The organism is Streptomyces sp. NPDC107562 (assembly GCF_055657325.1).
This window is the reverse complement of record NZ_JBVKBE010000010.1, coordinates 42,727-68,160: the sequence shown is the minus strand read 5'-3', so window position 1 is coordinate 68,160 and position 25,434 is coordinate 42,727. Positions and strand designations below refer to the sequence as shown.

The 25,434-nt window shown below is 72.8% G+C and carries 22 protein-coding genes and 2 pseudogenes; 13 read left to right on the top strand and 11 right to left on the bottom strand.

Annotation, left to right across the window (positions count from 1 at the left end; genetic code table 11):
• Position 1 precedes the first annotated feature (1 nt).
• From hpt to folE, 3 genes are all read left to right on the top strand, one after another.
• Entirely contained in the window at positions 2–562 is a 561-nt protein-coding gene (gene hpt, locus ACZ7LV_RS25700; RefSeq protein ID WP_164585775.1) for a hypoxanthine phosphoribosyltransferase, read from the top strand.
• 184 nt (positions 563–746) lie between these two features.
• Positions 747–2,786 carry an ATP-dependent zinc metalloprotease FtsH gene (gene ftsH / locus ACZ7LV_RS25695; RefSeq protein WP_471942542.1) on the top strand — a complete coding sequence of 680 codons (2,040 nt, stop codon included), beginning with the start codon at positions 747–749 and terminating at the stop codon, positions 2,784–2,786.
• 143 nt (positions 2,787–2,929) lie between these two features.
• Complete coding sequence (gene folE / locus ACZ7LV_RS25690; RefSeq protein WP_471942540.1) at positions 2,930–3,535, top strand: GTP cyclohydrolase I FolE; 606 nt, start codon at positions 2,930–2,932, stop codon at positions 3,533–3,535.
• 8 nt (positions 3,536–3,543) lie between these two features.
• On the opposite strand, the gene ACZ7LV_RS25685 is transcribed toward folE, so the two are convergent.
• The 6 genes and pseudogenes from ACZ7LV_RS25685 to ACZ7LV_RS25660 form a co-directional block, all read right to left on the bottom strand.
• The gene (locus tag ACZ7LV_RS25685; protein WP_471942538.1) at positions 3,544–4,032 is read right to left on the bottom strand and encodes a DUF3180 domain-containing protein; all 489 of its coding nucleotides are present in this window, start codon (positions 4,030–4,032) and stop codon (positions 3,544–3,546) included.
• A 55-nt stretch (positions 4,033–4,087) separates the two neighbouring features.
• Positions 4,088–4,699, bottom strand: coding sequence for a 2-amino-4-hydroxy-6-hydroxymethyldihydropteridine diphosphokinase (folK, locus tag ACZ7LV_RS25680; RefSeq protein WP_471942537.1), 612 nt, complete (start codon positions 4,697–4,699; stop codon positions 4,088–4,090).
• The gene (gene folB / locus ACZ7LV_RS25675) at positions 4,696–5,055 is read right to left on the bottom strand and encodes a dihydroneopterin aldolase (protein WP_401675768.1); all 360 of its coding nucleotides are present in this window, start codon (positions 5,053–5,055) and stop codon (positions 4,696–4,698) included. Before folB ends, folK begins: the two co-directional genes overlap by 4 nt.
• Positions 5,056–5,308: 253 nt before the next feature.
• Positions 5,309–5,812: a nuclear transport factor 2 family protein gene (locus ACZ7LV_RS25670; RefSeq protein ID WP_471942535.1), complete on the bottom strand. Its 504-nt coding sequence runs from the start codon at positions 5,810–5,812 to the stop codon at positions 5,309–5,311.
• Positions 5,809–6,669, bottom strand: a complete 861-nt coding sequence (folP, locus tag ACZ7LV_RS25665; RefSeq protein WP_471942534.1) for a dihydropteroate synthase — start codon at positions 6,667–6,669, stop codon at positions 5,809–5,811. The genes ACZ7LV_RS25670 and folP overlap by 4 nt, the downstream gene beginning before the upstream one ends.
• Positions 6,670–6,888: 219 nt before the next feature.
• A pseudogene (locus ACZ7LV_RS25660) lies at positions 6,889–7,878 on the bottom strand (phosphatidylglycerol lysyltransferase domain-containing protein); the annotation flags it as partial.
• A gap of 280 nt (positions 7,879–8,158) precedes the next feature.
• On the opposite strand from ACZ7LV_RS25660, the gene ACZ7LV_RS25655 reads away from it, so the two are divergent.
• Positions 8,159–9,430 carry a hypothetical protein gene (locus ACZ7LV_RS25655; protein ID WP_471942532.1) on the top strand — a complete coding sequence of 424 codons (1,272 nt, stop codon included), beginning with the start codon at positions 8,159–8,161 and terminating at the stop codon, positions 9,428–9,430.
• 93 nt (positions 9,431–9,523) lie between these two features.
• On the opposite strand, the gene ACZ7LV_RS25650 is transcribed toward ACZ7LV_RS25655, so the two are convergent.
• Together ACZ7LV_RS25650 and ACZ7LV_RS25645 are read right to left on the bottom strand one after the other, a co-directional pair.
• Positions 9,524–10,873 (bottom strand): PH domain-containing protein, encoded by a 1,350-nt coding sequence (locus ACZ7LV_RS25650; protein ID WP_471942531.1) that lies wholly within the window; start codon positions 10,871–10,873, stop codon positions 9,524–9,526.
• Positions 10,870–11,400, bottom strand: a complete 531-nt coding sequence (locus ACZ7LV_RS25645) for a PH domain-containing protein (protein ID WP_471942529.1) — start codon at positions 11,398–11,400, stop codon at positions 10,870–10,872. Before ACZ7LV_RS25645 ends, ACZ7LV_RS25650 begins: the two co-directional genes overlap by 4 nt.
• A gap of 31 nt (positions 11,401–11,431) precedes the next feature.
• Here ACZ7LV_RS25645 and ACZ7LV_RS25640 point away from each other — a divergent pair, with 31 nt between their 5' ends.
• Positions 11,432–12,583 (top strand): NADH-quinone oxidoreductase subunit D, encoded by a 1,152-nt coding sequence (locus ACZ7LV_RS25640; RefSeq protein WP_471942527.1) that lies wholly within the window; start codon positions 11,432–11,434, stop codon positions 12,581–12,583.
• Positions 12,584–12,763: 180 nt separating this feature from the next.
• Here ACZ7LV_RS25640 and ACZ7LV_RS25635 read toward each other — a convergent pair whose 3' ends face one another.
• Entirely contained in the window at positions 12,764–13,711 is a 948-nt protein-coding gene (locus ACZ7LV_RS25635; RefSeq protein ID WP_471942840.1) for an SAM-dependent methyltransferase, read from the bottom strand.
• 294 nt (positions 13,712–14,005) lie between these two features.
• Between ACZ7LV_RS25635 and ACZ7LV_RS25630 the strand changes: the two genes are divergently transcribed.
• From ACZ7LV_RS25630 to ACZ7LV_RS25620, 3 genes and pseudogenes are all read left to right on the top strand, one after another.
• Positions 14,006–15,208, top strand: coding sequence for a sensor histidine kinase (locus ACZ7LV_RS25630; RefSeq protein WP_471942525.1), 1,203 nt, complete (start codon positions 14,006–14,008; stop codon positions 15,206–15,208).
• A gap of 72 nt (positions 15,209–15,280) precedes the next feature.
• Positions 15,281–15,952 (top strand): response regulator, encoded by a 672-nt coding sequence (locus ACZ7LV_RS25625; RefSeq protein ID WP_471942523.1) that lies wholly within the window; start codon positions 15,281–15,283, stop codon positions 15,950–15,952.
• 66 nt (positions 15,953–16,018) lie between these two features.
• A pseudogene (locus tag ACZ7LV_RS25620) lies at positions 16,019–16,649 on the top strand (AAA family ATPase).
• Between the two features lie 92 nt (positions 16,650–16,741).
• Here the strand turns inward: ACZ7LV_RS25620 and ACZ7LV_RS25615 are convergent.
• Positions 16,742–17,848: a DUF5937 family protein gene (locus tag ACZ7LV_RS25615; protein ID WP_471942521.1), complete on the bottom strand. Its 1,107-nt coding sequence runs from the start codon at positions 17,846–17,848 to the stop codon at positions 16,742–16,744.
• A 122-nt stretch (positions 17,849–17,970) separates the two neighbouring features.
• A complete protein-coding gene (locus ACZ7LV_RS25610) occupies positions 17,971–19,149 on the bottom strand; it encodes a threonine aldolase family protein (RefSeq protein ID WP_471942520.1) in 1,179 nt (392 codons plus the stop codon).
• Positions 19,150–19,323: 174 nt separating this feature from the next.
• Between ACZ7LV_RS25610 and ACZ7LV_RS25605 the strand changes: the two genes are divergently transcribed.
• Genes ACZ7LV_RS25605 through ACZ7LV_RS25585 form a run of 5 tightly spaced genes read left to right on the top strand, consistent with a single transcriptional unit; the run spans position 19,324 to position 24,784 of the window.
• Complete coding sequence (locus ACZ7LV_RS25605; RefSeq protein WP_471942519.1) at positions 19,324–20,256, top strand: Rossmann-like and DUF2520 domain-containing protein; 933 nt, start codon at positions 19,324–19,326, stop codon at positions 20,254–20,256.
• Complete coding sequence (panC, locus tag ACZ7LV_RS25600) at positions 20,253–21,266, top strand: pantoate--beta-alanine ligase (RefSeq protein ID WP_471942518.1); 1,014 nt, start codon at positions 20,253–20,255, stop codon at positions 21,264–21,266. The genes ACZ7LV_RS25605 and panC overlap by 4 nt, the downstream gene beginning before the upstream one ends.
• Positions 21,263–22,993, top strand: coding sequence for an L-aspartate oxidase (locus ACZ7LV_RS25595; RefSeq protein WP_471942517.1), 1,731 nt, complete (start codon positions 21,263–21,265; stop codon positions 22,991–22,993). The genes panC and ACZ7LV_RS25595 overlap by 4 nt, the downstream gene beginning before the upstream one ends.
• 5 nt (positions 22,994–22,998) lie before the next feature.
• On the top strand, positions 22,999–23,970 hold the full coding sequence (gene nadC / locus ACZ7LV_RS25590; RefSeq protein ID WP_471942515.1) for a carboxylating nicotinate-nucleotide diphosphorylase: 972 nt from the start codon (positions 22,999–23,001) through the stop codon (positions 23,968–23,970).
• Positions 23,971–23,986: 16 nt separating this feature from the next.
• Positions 23,987–24,784, top strand: a complete 798-nt coding sequence (locus ACZ7LV_RS25585; RefSeq protein ID WP_401675800.1) for a type III pantothenate kinase — start codon at positions 23,987–23,989, stop codon at positions 24,782–24,784.
• Positions 24,785–25,434 lie beyond the last annotated feature (650 nt).

The following is a 25,434-nucleotide window of genomic DNA, read 5'->3' as shown; positions in this document are numbered from 1 at the left end:
GATGCGGGTGGACGCGAACGACATGGGTGCCGACCTTCAGCAGGTGCTCATCACCAAGGAAGAGATCGACGCGAAGCTGGCCGAGCTGGCCGCGAAGATCGACGCGGAGTACGCGGGCAAGGACCTGCTGATCGTCGGAGTGCTCAAGGGCGCGGTCATGGTCATGGCCGACCTCGCGCGGGCGCTGTCCACCCCGGTCACCATGGACTGGATGGCCGTGTCCTCGTACGGCGCGGGCACCCAGTCCTCCGGTGTGGTGCGGATCCTCAAGGACCTCGACACCGACATCAAGGGCAGGCACGTCCTGATCGTCGAGGACATCATCGACTCCGGCCTGACGCTGTCCTGGCTGCTGTCCAACCTCGGCTCGCGCGAACCCGCGTCCCTGAAGGTCTGCACCCTGCTGCGCAAGCCCGACGCCGCGAAGGTCGCCATCGACGTCGAGTGGGTCGGCTTCGACATCCCCAACGAGTTCGTCGTGGGCTACGGCCTCGACTACGCCGAGAAGTACCGCAACCTCCCGTTCGTCGGTACGCTCGCGCCCCACGTCTACGGCGGCTGAGCCAGACGGCCCAAGCCTTGTAGGACGATCGGGAACCCCGGCGGGCCTCGCGCCGTTGGAGCATGCAGACGGGTTCGCCAGCCGTCCCGTGCGGCTTCGGGCACCGATGCTGGGGTACCGTCAGAAGAACTGTCTTATCAAACTCACTATGGCAGGAGGGACGGGGCGACACCGCTCCGTATGGATGGACGTGAAGCGATACTTCCGTGGGCCGGTCATGTGGATCGTGCTGGCCGTCCTTGCCGTGGTCGTGTTGATGCAGGTCGTCGGCTCGTCCGGTGGCTACAAGACGGTGGACACCGGCCAGGTCGTCCAGGCGATCAATGACAACAAGGTCGAAGCAGCCAAGCTGACCACCGGCGACGAGCAGACCATCAAGGTCACGCTCAAGGACGGCCAAAAGATCGAGGACAGCTCCAAGATCCAGGCGAGCTACATCGGCGACCAGGGCGCCAACCTCGCCAACACGCTGCAGGACAAGTACCAGAACAAGCAGATCCCCGACGGATACACGGTCTCGCCGACCAAGCAGAACGCGTTCGTCAGCATCCTGCTGTCCCTGCTGCCCTTCGTCCTCATCGTCGTCGTCTTCCTGTTCCTGATGAATCAGATGCAGGGCGGCGGCAGCCGAGTGATGAACTTCGGCAAGTCGAAGGCCAAGCTCATCACCAAGGACACCCCCAAGACGACGTTCACCGACGTCGCGGGCGCCGACGAGGCGGTCGAGGAGCTCCAGGAGATCAAGGAGTTCCTGCAGGAGCCGGCGAAGTTCCAGGCCGTCGGCGCCAAGATCCCCAAGGGCGTGCTGCTGTACGGCCCGCCCGGCACCGGCAAGACGCTGCTCGCGCGCGCCGTCGCCGGCGAGGCGGGCGTGCCCTTCTACTCGATCTCCGGTTCCGACTTCGTCGAGATGTTCGTCGGTGTCGGTGCCTCCCGAGTCCGTGACCTGTTCGAGCAGGCCAAGGCGAACGCCCCGGCGATCGTCTTCGTCGACGAGATCGACGCGGTCGGCCGCCACCGCGGCGCCGGCCTCGGCGGCGGTCACGACGAGCGCGAGCAGACCCTGAACCAGCTGCTCGTCGAGATGGACGGCTTCGACGTCAAGGGCGGCGTGATCCTCATCGCCGCGACGAACCGGCCCGACATCCTGGACCCGGCGCTGCTGCGTCCCGGCCGCTTCGACCGACAGATCGCCGTCGACCGCCCCGACATGCAGGGCCGTCTGGAGATCCTCAAGGTCCACCAGAAGGGCAAGCCGGTCGCGCCCGACGTCGACCTGTCGGCCGTCGCCCGTCGTACGCCGGGCATGACCGGCGCCGACCTGGCGAACGTGCTGAACGAGGCCGCCCTGCTGACGGCGCGCAGCGACCAGAAGCTGGTCGACAACAAGATGCTCGACGAGGCCATCGACCGCGTCGTGGCGGGCCCGCAGAAGCGGACCCGGATCATGTCGGACAAGGAGAAGAAGATCACCGCGTACCACGAGGGCGGACACGCCCTGGTCGCGGCGGCCTCCCCCAACTCCGACCCGGTCCACAAGATCACGATCCTGTCCCGCGGCCGCGCCCTCGGCTACACGATGGTGCTGCCGGACGAGGACAAGTACTCGACCACGCGCAACGAGATGCTCGACCAGCTCGCGTACATGCTGGGCGGCCGCGCGGCCGAGGAGCTGGTCTTCCACGACCCGACCACCGGTGCCGCCAACGACATCGAGAAGGCCACCAACCTGGCCCGCGCGATGGTCACGCAGTACGGCATGACGGAGCGGCTGGGCGCGATCAAGTTCGGTGGCGACAACAGCGAGCCGTTCCTCGGCCGTGAGATGTCCCACCAGCGCGACTACTCCGAGGAAGTCGCCGCGCTCGTCGACGAAGAGGTCAAGAAGCTCATCGAGACCGCGCACAACGAGGCGTGGGAGATGCTCGTCGAGAACCGCGACGTCCTCGACAACCTCGTCCTGGCGCTCCTCGAGAAGGAGACCCTGGGCAAGGAGGAGATCGCCGAGATCTTCGCCCCGATCGTCAAGCGGCCGCCGCGTCCCGCGTGGACCGGCTCCTCCCGCCGTACGCCGTCCACCCGTCCGCCGGTGCTCTCCCCGAAGGAGCTCGCACTGACGAACGGCGCCAACGGCGCGACGGCGGCGATCACCGCGAAGAGCGCGGTGGCGGAGCCCGCCCCCGCCGCCGAGCCGGCCGCCCCGGAGGATCGCCCCGAAGCCTGACCCCCAGGGCCGCCCCCGCGGTCCCGACAGGCCCGGAATGGATGCCGCGCCACCCAGGTTCTAGCCTGGGTGGCGCGGCATCGACGTATGCGCACAGTTGGGACGCGTCCAGTGACGCGTCAGGCACAGGAACGAGGCACCACATGACCGACCCCGTGACGCTGGACGGCGAGGGCACGATCGGCGAGTTCGACGAGAAGCGCGCCGAGAACGCCGTACGCGAACTCCTGATCGCGGTCGGCGAGGACCCGGACCGCGAGGGCCTCAGGGAGACGCCGGCGCGGGTGGCGCGGGCGTACAAGGAGATATTCGCGGGGCTGTGGCAGAAGCCCGAGGACGTGCTGACCACGACGTTCGACATCGGGCACGACGAAATGGTGCTCGTGAAGGACATCGAGGTGTACTCGACCTGTGAGCATCATCTGGTGCCGTTCCGGGGCGTGGCGCACGTCGGATACATTCCGGCCACCTCCGGCAAGATCACCGGACTGTCCAAGCTGGCCCGGCTGGTGGACGTCTACGCGCGCCGCCCCCAGGTGCAGGAACGACTCACCACCCAGATCGCGGACTCCCTGATGGACATACTGGAGCCGCGCGGCGTGATCGTGGTCGTGGAGTGCGAGCACATGTGCATGTCCATGCGGGGCATCCGCAAGCCCGGCGCGAAGACCATCACGTCGGCGGTGCGAGGGCAGCTGCGGGACGCGGCGACGCGCAACGAGGCCATGAGCCTGATCATGGCTCGCTGACGAGGGACTCAGGCAGCCGGGGCCGTGCCGGGGCCGTTGTGGTCGTCGTCCTCCGGGAGTTTGCAGATCTTTTCCAGGAAGATCGCGGCCGCTATGACGGCGATGCCGGCGACGACCGAGCAGCCGGCGTAGATGGCCTGGTCGCGGCGGGCCGGGATGTCCAGGGACTCCAGCAGGAAGACGCCCGTGCCGCCGTACATTCCGGCGACCAGGGCCGCCACCAGGGCGCTGGCCTGGCCGAAGACGACCGCGCGGGCCGCCATCAGCGGGTCGACCCCCTTGGCGCCGGGACGGCGCTCGCGCTGGGCTCTGAGCCGGGCGCGCAGCGAGAGCGCCGTGGCGAGCAGCACCGCGGCGATCAGGGCCAGGACGACGGGGGCGGCGAGGGGGACGCTCGGGAGCGTGCCGATCGAGTTCCAGAGGCGGGCGCCCGCCCAGGACAGGATGCCTGCGACGACGAAGACGCCGGCCAGCACCCTGATGCGCAGCTCTCTCACGGTGTCCCTTCGGTTCCCCGGATCCCCCGGACTGTGGTCGTCTCGACCTTAACGACTACTCGGGCAGCCGGAGTTCCAGGTCCGCGCGGGCGGCCACCCCGTCCTGGGTGACGACGCCCAGCAGTTCGACGACGGGGCCGCGGCCGGGCAGCTGGGCGTCGGGTTCCACGTCGTGCCAGGGGGCGAGGACGAAGGCGCGTTCATGGGCGCGGGGGTGGGGGAGGGTCAGCAGCGGGTCGTCGGAGACCACCTCGGCGTAGGACACGATGTCGACGTCGAGCGTGCGCGGGCCCCAGTGTTCGTCGCGGACCCGGTGGAAGGCCTCCTCGACCGCGTGCGCCCGCTCCAGGAGCGAGGACGGGGGCAGGGTGGTCTTCAGGACCACGACCGCGTTGAAGTACGCGGGCTGGCTGCCGGGCTCGACGCCCCACGGCTCGGTCTCGTAGACGGGGGAGACGGCCTTGACGCGTACGCCCGGGGTGTCCTCCAGGGCGTCGATGGCGCCCTGGAGGGTCTCCAGGCGGTTGCCGAGGTTGGAGCCGATGGAGATCACGACCCGTTTGGGGTTCTGCAGGGTGGTGTCGGCGGCGTCGACCTGCTCCACGACGGAGGCGGGTACCGGCTGTACGGTCGGGTCGCTGTGACCCTCGGTGAACGAGGCAGTCATACTCGGCTCCGGATGATGGTGACGGTCACGTCGTCGAAGGGGACCGTGATCGGTGCGTCCGGCTTGTGGACGTTGACCTCGACCTCCTTGACCCCCTCGTGCTTCAGACAGACCTGGGCGATGCGCTCGGCGAGCGTCTCGATGAGGTTGACGGGCTCGCCCTCGACGACGGCCACGACCTCCTCCGCCACGACGCCGTAGTGCACGGTCTTCGCCAGGTCGTCGTCGGCCGCGGCCGGCCGGGTGTCCAGGCCGAGGACGAGGTCCACGATGAAGGTCTGGCCCTCCTCGCGTTCCCTGGGGAACACACCGTGGTGCCCGCGGGCCTTCAAGCCGCGCAGCGCGACACGATCCACGCGAATCACTCCTGCAATCGTCGGGTGCGGCCGGTGCGTACCGTGTGCGGGCGGCACACCGGCCTCGAACGAATCTACCTGCGGACACCGACAGCCCCGGGACACGGGGGCGGGGGCCCCGGCGGGGGCCGGGAGGTTTCATCGTGTGTTTCCCCTGGGGAATCCGGCGGCTCACGGGTTGGTAGCCGCCCATACCCCGGGTCCGTGATTCCAACCACTTCTTGGTCCCTTCGGGGCCCGGGCGCCCGCCCGCTCAGGCGGGCGACTCGTCCTCCTCGTCCTCGCCGTTCTCGGTCAGTACGGGTGAGGCGTGGTGCGACCAGAGCTTCCAGCCGTCGGGGGTACGCCGGAACACGTTGGTGGCGACCACCAGCTGGCCGACGAGTGGTCCCGGGCCGTCGCCGTCCTCGGGGGCGGGGCCGCCGCTGAGGATGTTCTCCGTGCAGTTCACCAGGGCGGTGTCGCCGGTGACGGAGACGTGCACATCGGTCAGGAAGAACTGGATGTACTCGGTGTTCGCCATGATCAGGGCGTACGACCGGAGGACCTCGCCGCGGCCGGTGAGCACGGGCCAGCCGGGGTGCACGCAGGAGATCACGCCGCTGTCCGCCGGGTCGTGGTACGTCTCGTCGACGCCCAGGTCGGAGGGGGTGAGCCAGAGGGTGGACAGTTCCTCGAAGTCGCCCCTCTCCAGCGTCTCGTAGAAGGCCGTGTTGGCGAGTTCGACCTCTTCGACGTCGGTGTGCGGTGCGGTCACCGGGCTCCTTCCACGGCGCGTGCGACGCGGACCGCGTCCGCGGTGGCGCGGACCTCGTGGACGCGTACGGCCCATGCGCCGGCGTGCGCCGCCAGCGCGGAGACGGCGGCCGTCGCCGCGTCGCGTTCCCTCGCGGGCGGCGGGGCGCCCTGCGGGCCCGCCAGTACGCGGCCGAGGAAGCGCTTGCGGGAGGCGGCGACGAGCAGCGGGTGGCCGAGCGTGCGCAGACGGTCGAGGTGGGCGAGCAGGGTGAGGTCGTGCTCGGCCCCCTTGGAGAAGCCGAGACCGGGGTCGATCACGATCCGGTCGGGGGCGACGCCGCCCTCCAGGACGGCCTCCACGCGCGCGTGCAGCTCTTCGGCGACCTCGGTGACGACGTCGTCGTAGACGCCCTGGATGTTGCCGCCCTCCAGGAAGCCGCGCCAGTGCATGACGACGAAGGGGGCGCCCGTCCGCGCCACCACGGGGATCATCCCGGGGTCGGCGAGGCCGCCGCTGACGTCGTTGACAAGGGTGGCGCCGGCGGCGAGGGCCTGCTCGGCGACGGACGCGCGCATGGTGTCGACGGAGACGGTGACGCCCTCGGAGGCGAGGCCACGGACGACCGGGACCACCCGGCGCAGCTCCTCGGCCTCGTCGACCCTGGAGGCGCCGGGGCGGGTGGACTCGCCGCCGACGTCGACCAGGTCGGCGCCCTCGGCGACCAGGTCGAGGCCGTGCTTGACGGCGGCGGTGGTGTCGAACCAGCGGCCGCCGTCGGAGAAGGAGTCGGGGGTGACGTTCACGACTCCCATGACCGCGCAGCGGTCCCATTCCGGTAGGCCCGCGATCCGCCCGCGCCCGCTGTGATTGCTCATACGTTCAGCGTAGGCCCAGGGTGGGGCCGGGCTCCTCACCTGGGCGGGCCTGGTGGGGGACCGTCCGGATCAGGCCGTGCGGGCGTCCCGCTCAGCGACGGCGTGCGCGCCGGGGCGCGCGGTGGTCTCGGAGCGCGGCATCAGCTGGTCCCCCAAGGCCTGGTGGACGACGCAGGCGCGGTGGACGTCGGGGCCCCGCTCCGGCAGCTCCTCGGCGCTCAGGGCGTGGAGGCCGGTCTCGCGGAGCCATACCTCGCCGCCCGTTCCCGAGCAGCCCGTGACGGCGGGCGTCCACGAGCGGGCGCGTGCCACGTCCATGAACCGTTCGATGGCCCCGGGCCAGGCCTCGACCTCGCCGACGGGGTCCCCGTCGGCGAGCATCACCCCGTGGACCACCCGGTAGGTCACCGCCGCCTTGCCGCTGGGGGAGAAGACGACGGCCCGGCCGCGGCGCGGGGCGAGGTGTCCGGGCGGGTCGCCGCCGTGCCGCTCCAGGAGGGTGCGCAGCCTGACTTCGTCGTCCTCGGTGAGCCGGCCGGCCCGGTGCCCGGGACGCAGGGCGAGGTGGACCGTGGTGACGGCGGTGAGCAGGCCGAGGGCGCCCAGGCAGACGGTGACCGTCCGGGAGGCGGTGCCCGTGTAGGCGACCGGGCCCGCGAAGCCGAACAGCCCGTAGAGGACATGGGTGATGCGGTCCGCCAGGGACGGGTCGCCGACGAGGCTGTGCGGGTGCGCGCTGACGACGACCAGGCCCAGGGCGAGCGAACCGGCGCCCATGAGAACGGCGTTGGCCAGTGCCCGCCATCGGCTGTGCGGCTCGGGCGGGGAGGCGAACCGGTCGCGGTGACGCAGCAGCGGCGCGAGGAGCGCGAGCGAGAGGATCACGCCGATCACGGAGTGCCGGTACGTGAACTGCCCGAGCGCGCCCACCGGGAGCAGGACGACCGCGGCCCGCCAGGCCCGCCTCCTGCCGCGCCCGAGGCCGTGGGCGAGCAGCACCAGCAGGACGCCCGCGCCGAGCGAGACGGCGGCCGCGAACGGGCCGAGCGCGCCGGGCAGCACCTCGGCGAGCGCGTGCAGGCGGCCGTGCCGGAAGCGCGGGAGGACGCCCGCGGCGATGTCGGCGAGGCCCACGAGGGCACAGGCCCTGCCGACGAGAGGCGGAACGGCCCCGTCCCGCGGAGGTTTCCCGACTTCGCTGACAGACATCGCATCCCGAGGTTCTGGGCGAGGGCTCCGCGCGCGTTCCGCGCGAGAGTCACGCGCAAGAGGTGGAATCCGGTGCCGATTCGGGCATCCGGCGACATTGCGCCCTCTAGGACGGCGGGACGTAACGGGAGGTTCACTCCGCTTCGCAAAGCCCTTTCCAAGGGCACTGAGCCGCCGTCCGCCCCGGGGGACCGGGCCGCACCGTTTCAAGGCCCCGTAGTGGCTGTGTTTTTACCGCCTGGGGCACCACGATTCGCCTACGCGCGGTAAGTTTCTGGCCATGCCACGTGGACGTCACCGCCATTCACCACCTCTGCACAGGCTGCTGCCTCCGTCGGCGATCGCAGGCGTCTCCCTCGTCTGCGCTCTCGGCCCCTGGGTGTTCACGGAACAGACGCTGCTCCGTGGGCTGGCTGCCGCCGCCGCGGTGACGGCTGCCGCCGGTGCGGTCGTCATGCGCCGTTGGGACATCCAGGCCGGCAAGCAGGTGGCCGACCTCGTGCGCGCGCGGGCGAGCGACGAGTGGCGGCACGAGGAACGCGTCGCCGAACTGGAGACCGACCTGGAGGAGTCGCGCGAGCTGCGCGGCAAGCTCGAACAGCGCCTCCGGGCCAAGCGCACCGAACTCGCCGGGCTGCGCAACGAGCACGCGGCGCTGCTGCGCCGGTACGCCAACGCCGAGACCGAGCGGGCGAGCGCCCTGGAGGGCCGCCGCCAACTGGAGATCGAGGCCGCGGTTCCCTCGCGGGCCCTGCCGCCCGGGCCGGTCGCGCAGGGTGGCGCCGAGGACGGGGCCGGCCCCCGGGCCGACGCCTACGACGAGGTCTCCGCGGACGCCGACGCCGATGTCGACGACGACACCGACACGGACATCGACGCCGAGGCCGACGCCGGCCCGGACGCCGCGGACGGCGCCGCCGACCCCACCACCGACGGGACGGCCGACGAGGGGCAGCCCGAGGGCCCGAAGCTGTTCTCCCCGGAGGGGTCCCGGCTGTTCCTGCGGGCGCAGGCCGCACTGGTCCGTTTCGACGCCGACCGGCCGGCCGAGCCCGAACAGGACCCGGGCGAGGGGGCGGAGACCGCCGTCAAGGAGCCCGTCCCGGCGGACGCCGAGCGCGGCGCCGGCACGGAGGCCGCGCAGGAGGACGAGGCGCGGGGGAAGACCGAGGCGGCCGACGCGCACGAGCACGCGGCCGCCACCACATCCCGGGTCCCGTTGCAGCAGCCCTCCGGCCACTTCACCGTGCCCACCGCGGTGGCCGTGGTGCCGGCGTCCACGCCGGTGCGCAGGCCCCGGGTGGAGGGCGGGTTCGACTTCTTCGGCACGAAGGCGGACGGCGAGGGCTTCGCGTCGCTGGAGGCCGTGCAGAACGAGGATCTCGCCGACGTGGTCGGCCGGGAGGCGCTCGATCTGCACAAGGCCGAGGCCGAGGCGGAGTTCAAGCCCGCGACCGCGCAGTCGCGGGGCGTCGGCCAGGTGATCGACCTGACGGCGCACGACGAGACCGAGCAGATCGACATGCAGGGGCTGCGCAGCGCGGCGTCCTGAGCCCGCGCACCCGGAACCCCGTTCGCACGCCATCCGCCGGACGGCTCCGGCGCGACGCCGTGCCGGGCGCAGCAGCGCCGGGCACGGCGTTCCTCATGTCATCCAGCGGTCGGGCCGGGCGTCCCGGCGTCCCGTCCGTGACCGCTCGGCCTGCGCGCGCAGCAGTCGTGCCGCCTCCTCGGCGTCCCGCAGCCGGGCCGTCACCGTCTTGTCGGCCCCGGTGTCCACATGGACGTCCGCGAGGCGCCACAGCCGCATCCAGGGACCTTGCTCCTGCCGGACGCTCTGCACCTTGGCGTGCGGGACGAGCGCGAGGGTGCGCCGGAGCAGTCCGTGCCGGGCCACGAACACCGTGTCGGTGACGGTGTGGCCGTAGCCGCGCCACCACAGCGGTACGCACCGGCCCGCGCGCCGCGGTGGACGGGACAGGGACGGGGCGGGCGGTACGGTCACGCCGGGCAGGACGCGGGTGACGAGGGACTCCGCGATCTCGCGCGGGGCGACCGGCAGCAGCAGGGAGTTGGACGAACCGGCCACGTCCAGTTCCACCCGCACCCAGCCGCGCCGCCGCCACAGCAGCGGTTCCACGATCCGCACGGTCTGCACCCGTCCCGGCGGCACCGTCTCGTGCGCGCGGTCGAGGAGCCCGCGGTCGATGCGGATGCCGTCCGGCGACTCGGCCACCGTCCAGTCGTACTCCGCGACGAACCTGCCGACGCTGCTCGCGCCCGCCGCGCCGATCAGCGGCACGGCGGTCGCGACCACCGTCCACAGGTTGTGGGTGACGAGCCACAGCACGGTGGGTACGACGACCGCGGCGGCCAGCGTGGCCCAGGTGGCGCCGGTCAGCAGCAGCGAGACGGCGAGCACGCCGCCCGGCACGTGCAGCAGCCGCTGTTCGGGCGCCTCGCCCACCTCGTGGGCGGTCTCGGGAGCGAAACCGGCGGCACGCGCGAGGAGTTCGGCCCGCAGCGCGCGGGCGTCCGCCTCGCCGAGGTAGGCGAGTTCGTCCTTCTTGTCGGTGCCTATGACGTCGAGCCTGAGCTTGGCGACACCCGCCACGCGCGCGAGGAGCGGTCTGGTGACGTCGACGGCCTGGATGCGCTCCAGGCGGATGTGCGCGGTGCGCCTGAACAGCAGGCCGGTACGGATGCGCAGTTCGGTCCCGGTCACCGCGAAGTGCGTGAACCACCAGCTGAGGAAGCCGTACAGCGCGGCAGCCGGTATGACGACGGCGAGGGCTATGAGGATCGTGGTCGTGGTGAGCCGGCTCAGCTGGCGGTGGGCCCCGTCCGGGTCGTGCAGCGCCCACCCGATGAGCACGGCGACCGGCGCCCACGCCCGCCGGAACGGCGTGACCGGGTGCAGCCGCCGCTCGGTGGGGTCCTGCGCACCGCGCACCTCGCGGGCCGTGCCCTGCTCGTCGGTGCCCGGCGTGGTCACAGCCCCGCCGATCGTGCCTGGCCCAGCTCGGTGAGCCGGTCGCGCAGCCGTTCCGCCTCGACCGGGTCGAGGCCGGGGATCGTCGCGTCGGTCGCGGCGGCGGCCGTGTGGAGCTGCACGCTGGCCAGCCCGAAGTGCCGCTCGACGGGCCCGGAGGTCACCTCGACCAACTGCATCCGGCCGTACGGCACCACCGTCACGGTGTGCCACAGCACGCCCCGGCTGATCAGCAGGTCGTCGGCGCGTTCGGCGTACCGCCAGGACCGCCAGTTGCGGCCGATCAGCCACCAGCCCCACACCATGAGGCCCAGCGGCAGCAGGACGAACGCGGCCCACGCGGGGCCCGCCAGCAGTCCCGGCAGCAGGCCCGTGGCGAGCGTCAGCAGTCCCATCCACACCACGAGCAGCAGCCGTCGCATGCGCAGCAGGCCGGGCGGCAGCGCCGTCCAGGCCGGTTCGGCCTCCGCCGTCACCACGCCGCCCTGCGGACCTGCCGTTCCGTCGCCCTGCGGGCTCCCCGTCTCCATACGGCCAGCCTACGTAGGACAGACTGTGTCCATGACTCCTACGACGGAGACCACGGTCGGGATCGGCGGTGCCGCGGAGAGCACCGACATGGTGCTCAACATCGGCCCGCAGCATCCGTCCACGCACGGCGTGCTGCGCCTGCGGCTGCTCCTCGACGGCGAGCGCATCACGAGCGCGGAGCCGGTGATCGGCTACATGCACCGGGGCGCGGAGAAGCTGTTCGAGGCGCGGGACTACCGCCAGATCATCATGCTCGCCAACCGGCACGACTGGCTGTCGGCCTTCTCCAACGAGCTGGGCGTCGTCCTCGCCGTGGAGCGCATGCTCGGCATGGAGGTGCCCACGCGCGCGGTGTGGACGCGCACGCTCCTGGCCGAGCTCAACCGGGTGCTCAACCACCTGATGTTCTTGGGCTCGTACCCGCTGGAGCTGGGCGGCATCACGCCGGTCTTCTACGCATTCCGCGAGCGCGAGGTCCTGCAGAACGTCATGGAGGAGGTCTCCGGCGGGCGGATGCACTACATGTTCAACCGCGTCGGCGGCCTCAAGGAGGACCTGCCGGCCGGCTGGACCGCACGCGCGCGTGCCGCGGTCGCGGGGGTGCGCTCGCGCATGGACCGGTTCGACGACCTGGTCCTCGGCAACGAGATCTTCCGGGGCCGCACGCGCGGCGTCGGCAGGCTCACGCCGGAGGCCGTCCACGCGTACGGCGTGAGCGGCCCGATCGCGCGGGGCTCGGGCGTCGACTTCGACCTGCGTCGTGACGAGCCCTACCTCGCCTACGGGGAGCTCCAGGACACCCTGGAGGTCGTGACGCGCTCCGAGGGCGACTGTCTGGCCCGGTTCGAGTGCCTGCTGGAGCAGACCCACAACGCGCTCGCCCTCGCCGACGCCTGCCTCGACCGGATCGCCGAGCTGCCGCCGGGGCCGATCAACCAGCGGCTCCCCAAGGTGCTGAAGGCGCCCGAGGGACACACCTACGCCTGGACCGAGAACCCGCTCGGCATCAACGGCTACTACCTCGTCAGCAAGGGCGACAAGACGCCGTACCGGCTCAAGCTGCGCTCGGCCTCGTACAACAACATCCAGGCGCTGACCGAGCTGCTGCCGGGGACGCTGGTGGCGGACATGGTGGCGATCCTCGGGTCGATGTTCTTCGTGGTGGGGGACATCGACAAGTAGGCGGCCCGCGGGCGGTGATCCCACGGGCGGTGGTCTTACGGGTGGTTCTGCGGGCGGTGGTTCTGCGGGCGGTGGTTTTACGGGTGGTTCTGCGGGCGGTGGTCCCACGGGTCGTCCTGCGGGCCGTGGTCCCACGGGTGGTCCCACGGGCGGTGGGCCCGCCGGAGGTCGTCCCGCGGTTCAGGCGGTGAGCGGGTCCGGGATTCCGGCCGGCTGCACCAGCCACACGAAGTCGCCCAGCCCGCCCGGCGCCGTCAGCTCGGCGGCCTCGCCGGCGCCGGTGAGGGCGCGCAGATAGGCCCTGGGGTCGGTGGTGGCCAGCGTGAGCGGGGGCCGTGCGCCCGCCACCCCCAGCGCGCGCAGCGCCTCCCGCTGGGTCAGCGCGCGCCCTCCGGGGAGCATGCACGCGTCCAGCGCCACGTGCGCCGTGATGTCGCACGACCCGTCCGGCACGGGTGCCGTCCCGCGCCCCTCGTGAAAGCCGCCGAGGGTGCCGAAGGGCGGGCGGGCGTCCGCCGTGTGCGCGTAGTCCACGGCCACGGCCAGCCCCCGCTCGACGCGGCCGACGACCGATGCCCACGCCGTGTCCCTCGGCAGCCCGATCTCCGCCCGCAGCCCTTCCTCGGCCGGCCCCGGCCACCAGCGCGCGAGCCACGCGGCGGCCGGCCCGGACACCGGCGCCCCGAGCCGCTCGGTGCCGTCCTCCCGTACCAGCACCTGCCGCCACACCCTCGCGGCGTCGGCCTCGGCGACCTCCAGGGGCACGTTGTCCAGCCACTCGTTGGCGAAGACCAGACCTGAGACACCCCGCGGGCACTCGGCGCGCCACTCGATGCGGTGATCCAGACCGGCCGGGCGGTCCGCGATCTCCACGGCGTACGCGCGCGTGCGGGCGGCCAGTGCGGAGGGCAGCGCGGCCAGCACCCCGGTGACCAGTTCGCCCCGGCCCGCCGCCATGTCGACGAAGTCGACGCAGGCCGGGCTGCCCAGCGCCTCGTCGACCCGGCCCAGCAACCGTGCCACCGCCTCGGCGAACAGCGCCGAGGCGTGCACGGACGTACGGAAGTGCCCCGCGGGCCCCTCGGGCCGACGGTAGAAGCCGCCGGGGCCGTACAGCGCCGCCTCCATGGCCGCGCGCCACCCCCGCCACTGCTGCCCCTCGGCCCCCTGCTCGTCCCTCGCGTCACCCGCCGCACCCCTGTCCACAGGGCAAGGCTAGGCCTGTCGTTTGATCAGGCTGCGGAAGAACGAGTGTGGCTCGTCAGCGCCGATGAGCGGACCCCGCGTCCGCGGCGTGATCCAAACGACAGGCCTCAGGCGTACAGAAAAGCGGAACCTCCACCTTGCGGAGTACACGTATCGCGTCCGGATCGGTCCTCCGGTTGACTCCCGCAGGCACCGCGCTTCCCTACGCTGGGTTACGTGCAGCGCCTCTACGACTTCCTCCGCCGACACCCGACATGGGTCGACGGCTTCTGGGCCTTCGTCCTGTTCGGGATCTCGGTCGTGGGCGGGGCGGCCACCGAGGAGAGCAGCCGGAGCGCCGAACCGGCCTTCTTCGTGCCCCTCACGCTGGTCCTGTGCCTGGTGCTGGCGCTGCGCCGGCGCATGCCGGAGAAGATGCTGGTGCTCGCGGCCGTCGTGGGCGTGGCGCAGCTCGCCCTGGACGCGGGGCCGCTGCCCGCGAACTTCGCCATGCTGGTGATCGTCTACACCGTGGCCGCGGTCGGGGAGCGCTGGGCCTCCCGGTTCGCCCTGGTCGGTGGTCTGTGCGCGGCGCCGCTGGCGCAGATCCGCTGGCCGGAGCCCCAGACGAGCGTCGCCGGCAACATCGCGCTGGGGATCTTCCTGACGGTGCCGTTCGCCCTCGCCTGGGTGCTCGGCGACTCCATCCGCACCCGCCGCGCCTACTTCGCGCAGTTGGAGGAGCGGGCCGCCCGGCTGGAGAAGGAGCGCGAGGCGCAGTCCAAGGTCGCGGTCGCCGCCGAGCGCGCCCGGATCGCCCGCGAGCTGCACGACGTGGTCGCGCACAACGTGTCCGTCATGGTGGTGCAGGCCGACGGCGCCGCGTACGTCCTCGACGCCGCGCCCGACCAGGCCAAGAAGGCGCTGGAGACCATCTCCTCCACCGGCCGCCAGGCCCTGGCCGAGATGCGCCGCCTGCTCGGCGTGCTGCGCACCGGCGAGCACCAGGAGGGCGGCGAGTACGTCCCGCAGCCCGACGTCCAGCAGATCGAGGACCTGGTCGAGCAGTGCCGGGCCTCCGGACTGCCCGTCGACTTCAAGATCGAGGGCACGCCGCGTCCGCTGCCCAGCGGCGTCGAGCTGACCGCCTACCGCATCGTGCAGGAGGCGCTCACCAACACGCGCAAGCACGGCGGGCCCAACGCCGGTGCCAGCGTGCGCCTGGTCTACTTCGACGACGGGCTCGGCCTGCTCGTCGAGGACGACGGCAAGGGAGCCCCGCACGAGCTGTACGAGGAGGGCGGGCTCGACGGCCAGGGCCACGGCCTGATCGGCATGCGCGAGCGGATCGGCATGGTCGGCGGCACCCTGGACGCGGGCCCCCGCCCCGGCGGAGGATTCCGCATCAGTGCGCTGCTGCCGCTCAAACCGGCGCACTGACGCATACGCACGCCGTCCGTTGACACCTGTCACGCCCCCCCGACGCACCCCCCTGATACGGAAGAGGACCCCATGACGATCCGCGTGATGCTCGTCGACGACCAGGTGCTGCTGCGCACCGGGTTCCGGATGGTGCTCGCCGCGCAACCGGACATGGAGGTCGTGGCCGAGGCGGGCGACGGCGTCGAGGCCCTCCAGGTGGTGCGCTCGACCGAGGTCGACGTGGTGCTGATGGACGTGCGCATGCCGAAACTGGACGGCGTGGAGGCCACCCGGCGGATCTGCGCGGACCCGAACCCGCCGAAGGTGCTCATCCTGACCACCTTCGACCTGGACGAGTACGCCTTCTCCGGACTGAAGGCCGGCGCCTCCGGTTTCATGCTCAAGGACGTGCCGCCCGGCGAACTGCTCGCCGCGATCCGGTCCGTGCACAGCGGCGACGCCGTGGTGGCCCCGTCGACCACCCGGCGCCTCCTGGACCGGTTCGCGCCGATGCTGCCCAGCGCCGGCAGGGAGCCCCAGCACAAGGAGCTGGAGCGGCTCACCGAGCGGGAGCGCGAGGTGATGGTGCTGGTCGCCCAGGGGCTGTCCAACGGCGAGATCGCGGCCCGGCTGGTGCTGTCGGAGGCGACCGTGAAGACGCACGTGGGCCGCATCCTCACCAAGCTGGGGCTGCGGGACCGGGTGCAGGTGGTCGTCCTGGCGTACGAGACGGGGCTCGTACGGGCCGGCGGCCACGGCTGACCGGCGGATGCGGCTGACCGGCGGGCGCGGCTGCCGGTGGCTCGCGGGCGTCGGTAGGGTCTGCGCATGCTCCTGTGGATCAACGGCCCCTTCGGGGGCGGCAAGACACAGACCGCACACGAAATACGGCGCCGGCTGCCCGGCAGCGTCCTCTGCGACCCGGAGCACGTGGGCTTCGGTCTGCACCGCATGCTCCCGCCCGCGCTGCGGGGCGACTTCCAGGACCTGCTCTCCTGGCGGCAGGGCGTCGTCGAGGTCCTCGACCTCGTCCTCACGCGGCACGAGTGTCGTCATCGCCCCGATGACGGTCACCGACTCCGGCCACTTCGGGGAGACCGTGGGACGGCTGCGGGAACTCGGCCACGACGTACGGCACTTCACGCTCCTCGCCGAACGGGGGACCGTGCTGAGGAGGCTGCGGGAGCGGAAGCTGGGGCACCAGCTCCAGCACGTCGCCCAGCGGAACCCCGGACAACGCGAGGAGAGTTGGGCGGAGCGGCAGCTCGACCACTGTCTGGAACGGCTGCGCGAACCGGAGTTCGCCGAGCATCTGTGGACCGACCGCACGACCGTGCCGAAGACGGCCGACCGGATCGCCGTCCTCGCCGGACTGACTCTCCGGCCCAACGACGAGGGCCCGCTGCGCACCCGCCTGCGGCAGGCGCGTGTGGGGATCCGGAACATCCGCCTCGACTGACGCGGCCCGCACCGGGGCGCACGGGGCCGGGTACGGGGCGCAGGGGGCCGGGTACGGGGCGCAGGGGGCCGGGTACGGACGCCCTCACCGCTCTATCGGAGGATCCCCTCCAGGAAGTCGCTGCCGAGCCGCGCGACCACCGTGACGTCCAACTGGTGCAGGACGTACCGCCCGCGGCGCCGCGTGGTGATCAGGCCCGCCTTCTTCAGCACGCCCAGGTGCCGGGATATCTCCGGAGCCGTCACGCCGTACGCCGTGGCGAGCTCGCCGGTGGTGAAGGCGCTGCGGGCCAGATGGCGGCAGATACGCATCCGCAGGGGGTGGGACAGGGCCGTCATGCGCAGGGTCAGCTGCTCGACCGACGGCGGTGAGGCGAGCTCCGAGGAGCCCACCGGGTAGTGCAGCACCGGCTGCCAGCCGTAGCGGTGCAGCACCATCAGGTGGGGCCGGCCAAGACTCGTCGGCACCAGCAGCAGACCGCGCTCGTCGGTCGCCGTGCGCCCCTCGCCCAGCTTGTCGACGACGATCCGGGCGCCGTCCTCGTCCAGCGTCACCGCCGAGGACACGGCGGCCAGCGCCTCGCCGAGGCCCCTGCGCCGCAGCAGCTCCGTCTTGTGCCGCGCGTCCGCGGCGAGGGCGTGGCGCACCCTGGCCCAGACGTCGCCGAAGAACGCCTCCTCGCACTCCTCCAGGAACTGCCGCAGCCAGGCACGCACGCGGGGCGGGTCGTCGAGGAGCCGCTCGGCGAACCGCGCCTGCCGCGGCCCGCGTGACTCCGCCAGGTCCAGGGCGCGGCGGCGCAACGCGGGGTCGGCGAGGACGCCGCCGCCCGGCACGTCGTGGTCGGGCGCGCAGGTGAACTCCAGTGCCGCGTCGACGAACTGCTCGTCCGACAGCTTGTCCTGCAGGTCGATGTCCTCGGCGAGCGTCGCCCCAGGAAGGGCCCCCTGGCCCGGGACGCCCGCGAACGGCGTGAAGAGGTCCGAGAACGTCGTCCGCCACAGGAAGTCGGCCTCGCACATCCGGTCGGCAAGATGCGGGTCGAGGCCGGCCGTCACCCCGGTCACCCAGCCCTGGAGGCCGGGATGGTGCCCCGGCTCGGACAGCGCGTGCAGCGCCATGCCGAGCTCGGCGACGGGGGAGGGCACGACCGCGACCCTCTCCGGCCGCAGCCCCGTGATGTCGATGCGCACGCTCATGACGCCATGGTGCACCCCGGCACCGACAACGCCGCTCCCGATTGACGGCGGACGTCAATCCACCCGACGCGGGCCGGTGGCTCCACCCGGCCGATCGGGACGGTGACCGCCGCGCGTCCCGTCTACGGCAGCCGGGACACGAACTCCGCGACCGCGGCCTGCACGTCGTCGGCCGTCCATTCCAGGCCGGGGGCCCTCACATGGACCTCGGTGAGGGACAGCCCCGGGCCTTTCCGCTCCCAGCCGTGGGCGAAGAGCATGGTCTGCGTCTCCTCGGCCGTCCGGACCGCCGCTTCCATGGCGACGTCGACGTCGTACGGCAGCCAGACCTGGAAGTCGTGGGTGTGGGGCACCTCGGGGTACACGCGCGCCCACGGCAGGCCGGCCGCCGCGAAACCCTCGCGCAGCGCGGCGGCCACCACCCGCGCGTGGGCCACGTACTGCGGCAGCCGGGGCAGTTCCCTCTCCAGACCGACCAGCGCCGACAGCACCGTGGGGAACTGCTGGAACACCTGGCCGCCGTACCTGTGCCGCCATACCTTCGCCTCCTCGACGAGGGTCTTCGGGCCGGCCAGCGCGGCGCCTCCGAACCCGTCGAGGGACTTGTAGAACGACACGTACACGCTGTCCGCCAGACCCGCGATCTCCTTCAGCGTGCGGTCGAAGTGGACGGTGGTCTCCCACAGGCGCGCGCCGTCGAAGTGGACCACCGCGTCGCGCTCCCGCGCGGCCTCCACCACCTCGGTCAGCTCCTCCCAGGCGGGCAGCACGAAACCGGCGTCCCGGAGGGGGAGTTCCAGCATCAGCGCCCCGAAGGGTTCCTCGAAGTCGCGCACCTCGGCGGCGGTCGGCAGCCGGGGCTCACTGGTCACCCGCACCGGGCGCAGGCCGCTGACCTGGCTGAAGGCGTTCCGCTCGTGCACCTCGGGATGGCTCAGAGCGTGCAGGGCTACGGTCGCGTCGCCGGTGCGGGCGGCCCAGCAGCGCAGGGCCACCTGCTGGGCCATCGTGCCCGTCGGGAAGAAGGCGGCGGCCTCCAGACCGAGCAGCGCGGCGACCTTCTCCTCCAAGGCCTCGACGACGCCGTTGCCGTAGATGTCCGACGGCTGGTCCAGGTCGTGGACGTCCTTCGCCGCGTCCAGCACGGACAGGCGCTCCCGGAGCGTCTTCTGGAAACCGTGGCGCGCCAACACCCGCCGCGCGCTCCGCTGGGCGGCGACCCGCCGCTCGCGAAGCCGCTCACGCCGTGCCTCGTCGGATACCTGGTCCTGGAGGCCTTCGCCCCGCCCCGTGTCACTCATGCCCGGATCATGCCCCGCGCCGGTGCGCCCGGGCACCCGCATTTCGGCACCGCGTTCCCGGCGGGCGGCACCCACAGCCTGTGGACGACCGAACGCCGCTCGAACCGATCGCGTTAACATGACGAGAAATCGTCCGGTACCCGGAGCGGACTGGAACGGGAAGGCCGTCGTCGCGTGAGTACAAGCCAACAGCCAGACCCCAGGGACCGCCCCGCGCGGCTCACCGTCGGCGTCGTCGGCGCCGGCCGGGTGGGCCCGGCCCTGGCCGCGTCCCTCCAGCTCGCCGGGCACCGTCCGGTGGCCGTGTCCGCGGTCTCCGACGCCTCCCGCAGGCGGGCCGCGCAGCTGCTGCCCGAGGTGCCGGTGGTGCCGCCCGCCGAGGTGCTGGAGCGCGCCGACCTCGTCCTGCTGACGGTCCCCGACGACACCCTGCCCGGCCTCGTGGACGGCCTCGCCGGGACCGGGGCGGTACGGCCGGGGCAGCTGCTCGTGCACACCTCCGGACGGTACGGGGCGAACGTCCTGGAGCCCGCCCTGCGGGCCGGCGGGCTGCCGCTGGCCCTGCACCCCGCCATGACCTTCACGGGGACGCCGGTGGACGTCCAGCGCCTCGCAGGGTGCTCCTTCGGGGTCACCGCCCCCGAGGAGCTGCGGCTGGCCGCCGAGGCGCTCGTCATCGAGATGGGCGGCGAGCCCGAGTGGATCGCCGAGGAGAACCGGCCGCTCTACCACGCGGCGCTCGCCCTCGGCGCCAACCACCTGGTCACGCTGGTCGCCCAGTCCCTGGAGCTGCTGCGTGCCGCCGGCGTCGAGGCCCCCGACCGGATGCTCGGCCCGCTGCTCGGCGCCGCCCTGGACAACGCGCTGCGCTCCGGTGACGCGGCCCTGACAGGCCCGGTCGCGCGCGGGGACGCCGGCACGGTCGCCGCGCACGTCACGGAGCTGCGCCGGCACGCCCCGCAGGCCGTCGCCGGCTATCTGGCGATGGCCCGCGCCACCGCCGACCGCGCGCTCGCGCACGGCCTGCTGAAGCCCGAACTCGCGGAGGACCTGCTCGGGGTACTCGCAGCGGACCCGACCCTGCCCGAGAACGGGGAAGACCGATGAGCCGCCGGAGCTTCGAACTCGTCCCCGCACCGGACGACCTGACGCGGGTGCGGGCGCAGCACACCGTGCCCGGCCGCACCGCTGTGGTGATGACGATGGGCGCCCTGCACGACGGCCACGCCACGCTCGTCCGCACCGCGCGCGGGCACGTCGGTCCCGACGGCTTCGTCGTCGTCACGGTCTTCGTCAACCCGCTGCAGTTCGGCAAGGGCGAGGACCTCGACCGCTACCCGCGCACCCTGGAGGCCGACCTCAAGGTCGCCGAGCAGGCCGGCGCGGACGTCGTGTTCGCCCCCGCCGTGGACGAGGTCTACCCCGGCGGCGCGCCGCAGGTCCGCATCAGCGCGGGGGCCATGGGGGAGCGCCTGGAGGGCGCCTCCCGGCCCGGCCACTTCGACGGCATGCTCACAGTCGTCGCCAAGCTGCTCCACCTCACCCGCCCCGACGTGGCGTTCTTCGGGCAGAAGGACGCCCAGCAGCTCGCCCTGATCCGCCGGATGGCACGGGACCTGAACTTCGGCGTCGAGATCGTCGGCGTACCGACCGTGCGCGAGGACGACGGACTGGCCCTGTCCAGCCGCAACCGCTACCTCTCGCCCAAGGAGCGCCGCACGGCGCTCGCGCTGTCCCGCGCGCTGTTCGCCGGCCGGGACCGGCACGCGGCCCAGGAGGCACTGCGCGCGCGGGCCCGTGAGGTGCCCGCCACGCGCGCGCGTGCCGAGGCCCTGAGCGCCATCGGCGAGTCCCGGGCCGCGGCCGACGCGCACGCCGTCGCCAAGGCGGTCCCCGGCGGCCCGTCCGCCGTCCGCGCCGCCGCCCGCCTGGTCCTCGACGACGCCGTCCGCCTCGACCCGCCCCTGGTGCTGGACTACCTGGCCCTGGTGGACCCCGAGGACTTCACCGAGATCGGGGACGACTTCACGGGGGAGGCCGTCCTCGCGGTCGCCGCGAAGGTCGGCACGACCCGGCTGATCGACAACATCCCCCTCACCTTCGGAGCCGCCTCGTGACCAGCACAGGCATACGACTGCACGCCCCTGCTCCGGGCTGGTCCATCCCGGCCGACGTCGTGGTCGTCGGCTCCGGCGTCGCGGGCCTGACGGCCGCGCTGCGCTGCGAGGCCGCCGGCCTGCGCACGGTGGTCGTCACCAAGGCCCGCCTCGACGACGGCTCCACCCGCTGGGCGCAGGGCGGCATCGCCGCCGCCCTGGGCGAGGGCGACAGCCCCGAACAGCACCTGGACGACACCCTGGTGGCCGGGGCCGGGCTGTGCGACGTGGACGCAGTGCGGATCCTCGTCACCGAGGGCCCGGACGCCGTACGCCGCCTGATCGAGACCGGCGCGCACTTCGACGAGTCCACCGAGGGCGAACTGGCGCTCACCCGCGAGGGCGGCCACCACCGCCGCCGTATCGCCCACGCGGGCGGCGACGCGACCGGCGCGGAGATCTCCCGCGCCCTCGTGGAGGCGGTACGCGCGCGTGGCCTGCGCACCATCGAGAACGCCCTGGTCCTGGACCTCCTCACGGACGCCGACGGCCGCACCGCGGGCGTCACCCTGCACGTCATGGGCGAGGGCCAGCACGACGGCGTGGGCGCGGTGCACGCGCCGGCGGTGGTGCTCGCGACCGGCGGCATGGGCCAGGTCTTCTCGGCGACGACCAATCCCTCGGTCTCCACCGGCGACGGCGTGGCCCTCGCCCTGCGCGCGGGCGCCGAGGTCAGCGACCTCGAATTCGTCCAGTTCCACCCCACGGTGCTGTTCCTGGGCCCGGACGCGGAGGGCCAGCAGCCCCTGGTCTCCGAGGCGGTCCGGGGCGAGGGCGCGCACCTGGTGGACGCCGACGGCGTGCGCTTCATGGTGGGACAGCACGAACTCGCCGAACTCGCCCCCCGCGACATCGTCGCCAAGGGCATCATGCGGCGGATGCAGGAGCAGGACGCCGAGCACATGTTCCTCGACGCCCGGCACTTCGGCGCCGACATGTGGGAGCACCGCTTCCCCACGATCCTCGCCGCCTGCCGCGCCCACGGCATCGACCCGGTCCGCGAACCCATCCCGGTCGCCCCGGCGGCCCACTACGCCTCCGGAGGCGTGCGCACCGACTCCCACGGCCGCACCACGGTCCCCGGCCTCTACGCGTGCGGCGAGGTCGCCTGCACCGGCGTGCACGGCGCCAACCGGCTCGCCTCCAACAGCCTCCTGGAGGGCCTGGTCTACGCCGAGCGCATCGCCCACGACATCGCGGTGACCCACCGCCGCGAAGGCCTGCACGCGCGCGTACCCGCCCCGCTCCCGCACCCGGAGCAGCCCGCGCACCCCCTGCTCGCCCCCGAGGACCGCTTCACGATCCAGCGGATCATGACCGAGGGCGCCGGGGTGCTGCGCTCCGCCGACTCCCTCACCGAGGCGGCCGAGCAGATCCAGCGCCTGCACGCCGACGCCCGCGACGCCCTGCACGAGAACGGCAAGACGGCCGAGCCCGGCGTCGACACCTGGGAGGCCACCAACCTCCTGTGCGTGGCCCGCGTCCTGGTGGCCGCCGCGCGGCTGCGCGAGGAGACCCGGGGCTGCCACTGGCGCGAGGACCACCCCGACCGCGACGACACCGCATGGCACCGCCACATCGTGGTGAGGCTGAATCCGGACCGCGCACTCGCCGTACGCACCACCGATACCGCAGACTTCCCCCCAACCGGGCAGCACCACCCGGCGCAACGTCCCCAGGAGCAGTGACAGCAGTGAGCACCCCCGACCTTCCCCTCGTCCCCTCCGACGGCTGCGGTGACGGCTGCGCCTGCGGAGCCGACGAGGAATACCTGGAGTGCGGCCTCGACCCCGCGCTCGCCCAGCTCCTGGCCGACGCCGGACTCGACCCCGTGGAGGTCGAGGACATCGCCAACGTGGCCATCCAGGAGGACCTCGCCGGCGGCGTCGACGTGACGACGGTCGCGACCATCCCCGAGGACGCCGTGGCGACGGCCGACTTCGTGGCACGCGAGGCGGGCGTCGTCGCGGGCCTGCGGGTCGCCGAGGCCGTGATGTCGATCGTCTGCGAGGACGAGTTCGAGGTCGAGCGGCACGTCGAGGACGGCGACCGCGTGACGGAGGGCCAGAAGCTCCTGTCCCTCACGACCCGCACCCGGGACATCCTGACCGCCGAGCGCAGCGCGCTCAACCTCCTGTGCCGCCTGTCGGGCATCGCGACCGCCACCCGCGCGTGGGCGGACGTGCTCGACGGCACGACGGCGAAGGTCCGCGACACCCGCAAGACCACGCCGGGCCTGCGGTCCCTGGAGAAGTTCGCCGTCCGCTGCGGCGGTGGCGTCAACCACCGCATGTCGCTCGCCGACGCGGCCCTGGTCAAGGACAACCACGTGGTCGCCGCGGGCGGCGTCGCCCAGGCGTTCAAGGCCGTACGGGAGACCTTCCCGGACGTCCCGATCGAGGTCGAGGTCGACACCTTGCACCAGCTCCGCGAGGTCGTGGACGCCGGCGCCGACCTGATCCTGCTGGACAACTTCACGCCGGGCGAGTGCGAGGAGGCGGTCGCCCTCGTGCACGGCCGCGCGGCCCTGGAGGCCTCCGGCCGCCTCACCCTCGCCAACGCCAAGGCGTACGCCGACACCGGCGTCGACTACCTGGCCGTGGGCGCCCTGACCCACTCCGCGCCGATCCTGGACATCGGCCTGGATCTGCGAGCGGCGGAGTAGGGAGCGGGAACGGACCATGCTGCTGACGATCGACGTAGGCAACACCCACACCGTCCTCGGCCTGTTCGACGGCGACGACATCGTCGAACACTGGCGCATCTCCACCGACGCCCGCCGCACCGCGGACGAGCTGGCGGTGCTCCTCCAGGGCCTGATGGGCATGCACCCCCTCCTCGGCGACGACCTGGGCGACGGCATCGACGGCATCGCCATCTGCGCGACCGTCCCCTCCGTCCTCCACGAACTCCGCGAGGTGACGCGCCGCTACTACGGCGACGTCCCCGCCGTCCTGGTCGAACCGGGCGTCAAGACGGGTGTCCCGATCCTCACCGACAACCCCAAGGAGGTCGGCGCCGACCGCATCATCAACGCCGTGGCCGCGGTCGAGCTCTTCGGCGGCCCGGCCATCGTGGTGGACTTCGGCACGGCGACGACGTTCGACGCGGTGAGCGCACGCGGGGAGTACGTCGGCGGCGTCATCGCCCCCGGCATCGAGATCTCCGTCGAGGCCCTCGGCGTCAGGGGCGCCCAGCTCCGCAAGATCGAGGTGGCCCGCCCGCGCAGCGTGATCGGCAAGAACACCGTCGAGGCGATGCAGTCCGGCATCATCTACGGCTTCGCCGGCCAGGTCGACGGCGTCGTCAACCGCATGGCCCGCGAACTGGCCACCGACCCCGACGACGTCACGGTGATCGCGACGGGCGGCCTGGCACCCATGGTCCTCGGCGAATCCTCGGTCATCGACGAACACGAACCCTGGCTGACCCTGATAGGCCTCCGCCTCGTCTACGAACGCAACGTCTCCCGCATGTAACCCCCAGCAGGCACCCCCTACACGCGCGGCGGGCGGCGCCCCGGGCCTCTGGGCGCACCCTGTTTCGCGCCTTCGACGCAAGGCGCCGCACCCGCCCGCGGCGCGAAGGCACCGGCTTTCTGCGGCGTCACTCGCATGGCGCCGCACTCGCCCGCGGCGGGAAGGGACCGGCTTGCTCGGGCCCCAGTCGGAGGGCGCCGCACCCGCCCGCGGCGCGAAGGCACCGGCTTGCTGCGGCGCCAGTCGCATGGCGCCGCACCCGCCTGCGGTGGGAAGGGACCGGCTTGCTGCGGCGTCACTCGCATGGCGCCGCACCCGCCCGCGGCGCGGAGGGACCGGCTTGTTCGGGCGCCAGTCGGAGGGCGCCGCACCCGCCCGCGGCGGGAAGGGACCGGCTTTCTGCGGCGTCAGTCGCATGGCGCCGCAGTCGCCCGCGGCGGGAAGGGGGTGGGTCGGGGGGTGTCCGCCCGCAGCGGTTGGCGCGTCAACACGGGTGCGTTGGTGAGTGACCGATTCCGCGCCGTTCCGAGGACGGACACCCCCCGACCCGCCCCCGACGAGACAAGCACCCGCCGCGCGCCATCAACCCCCACCGGACAGCCACAGGCGCCGCAGGCATCGCACCGCCCCCGCCCACCCGAGTGGCACCC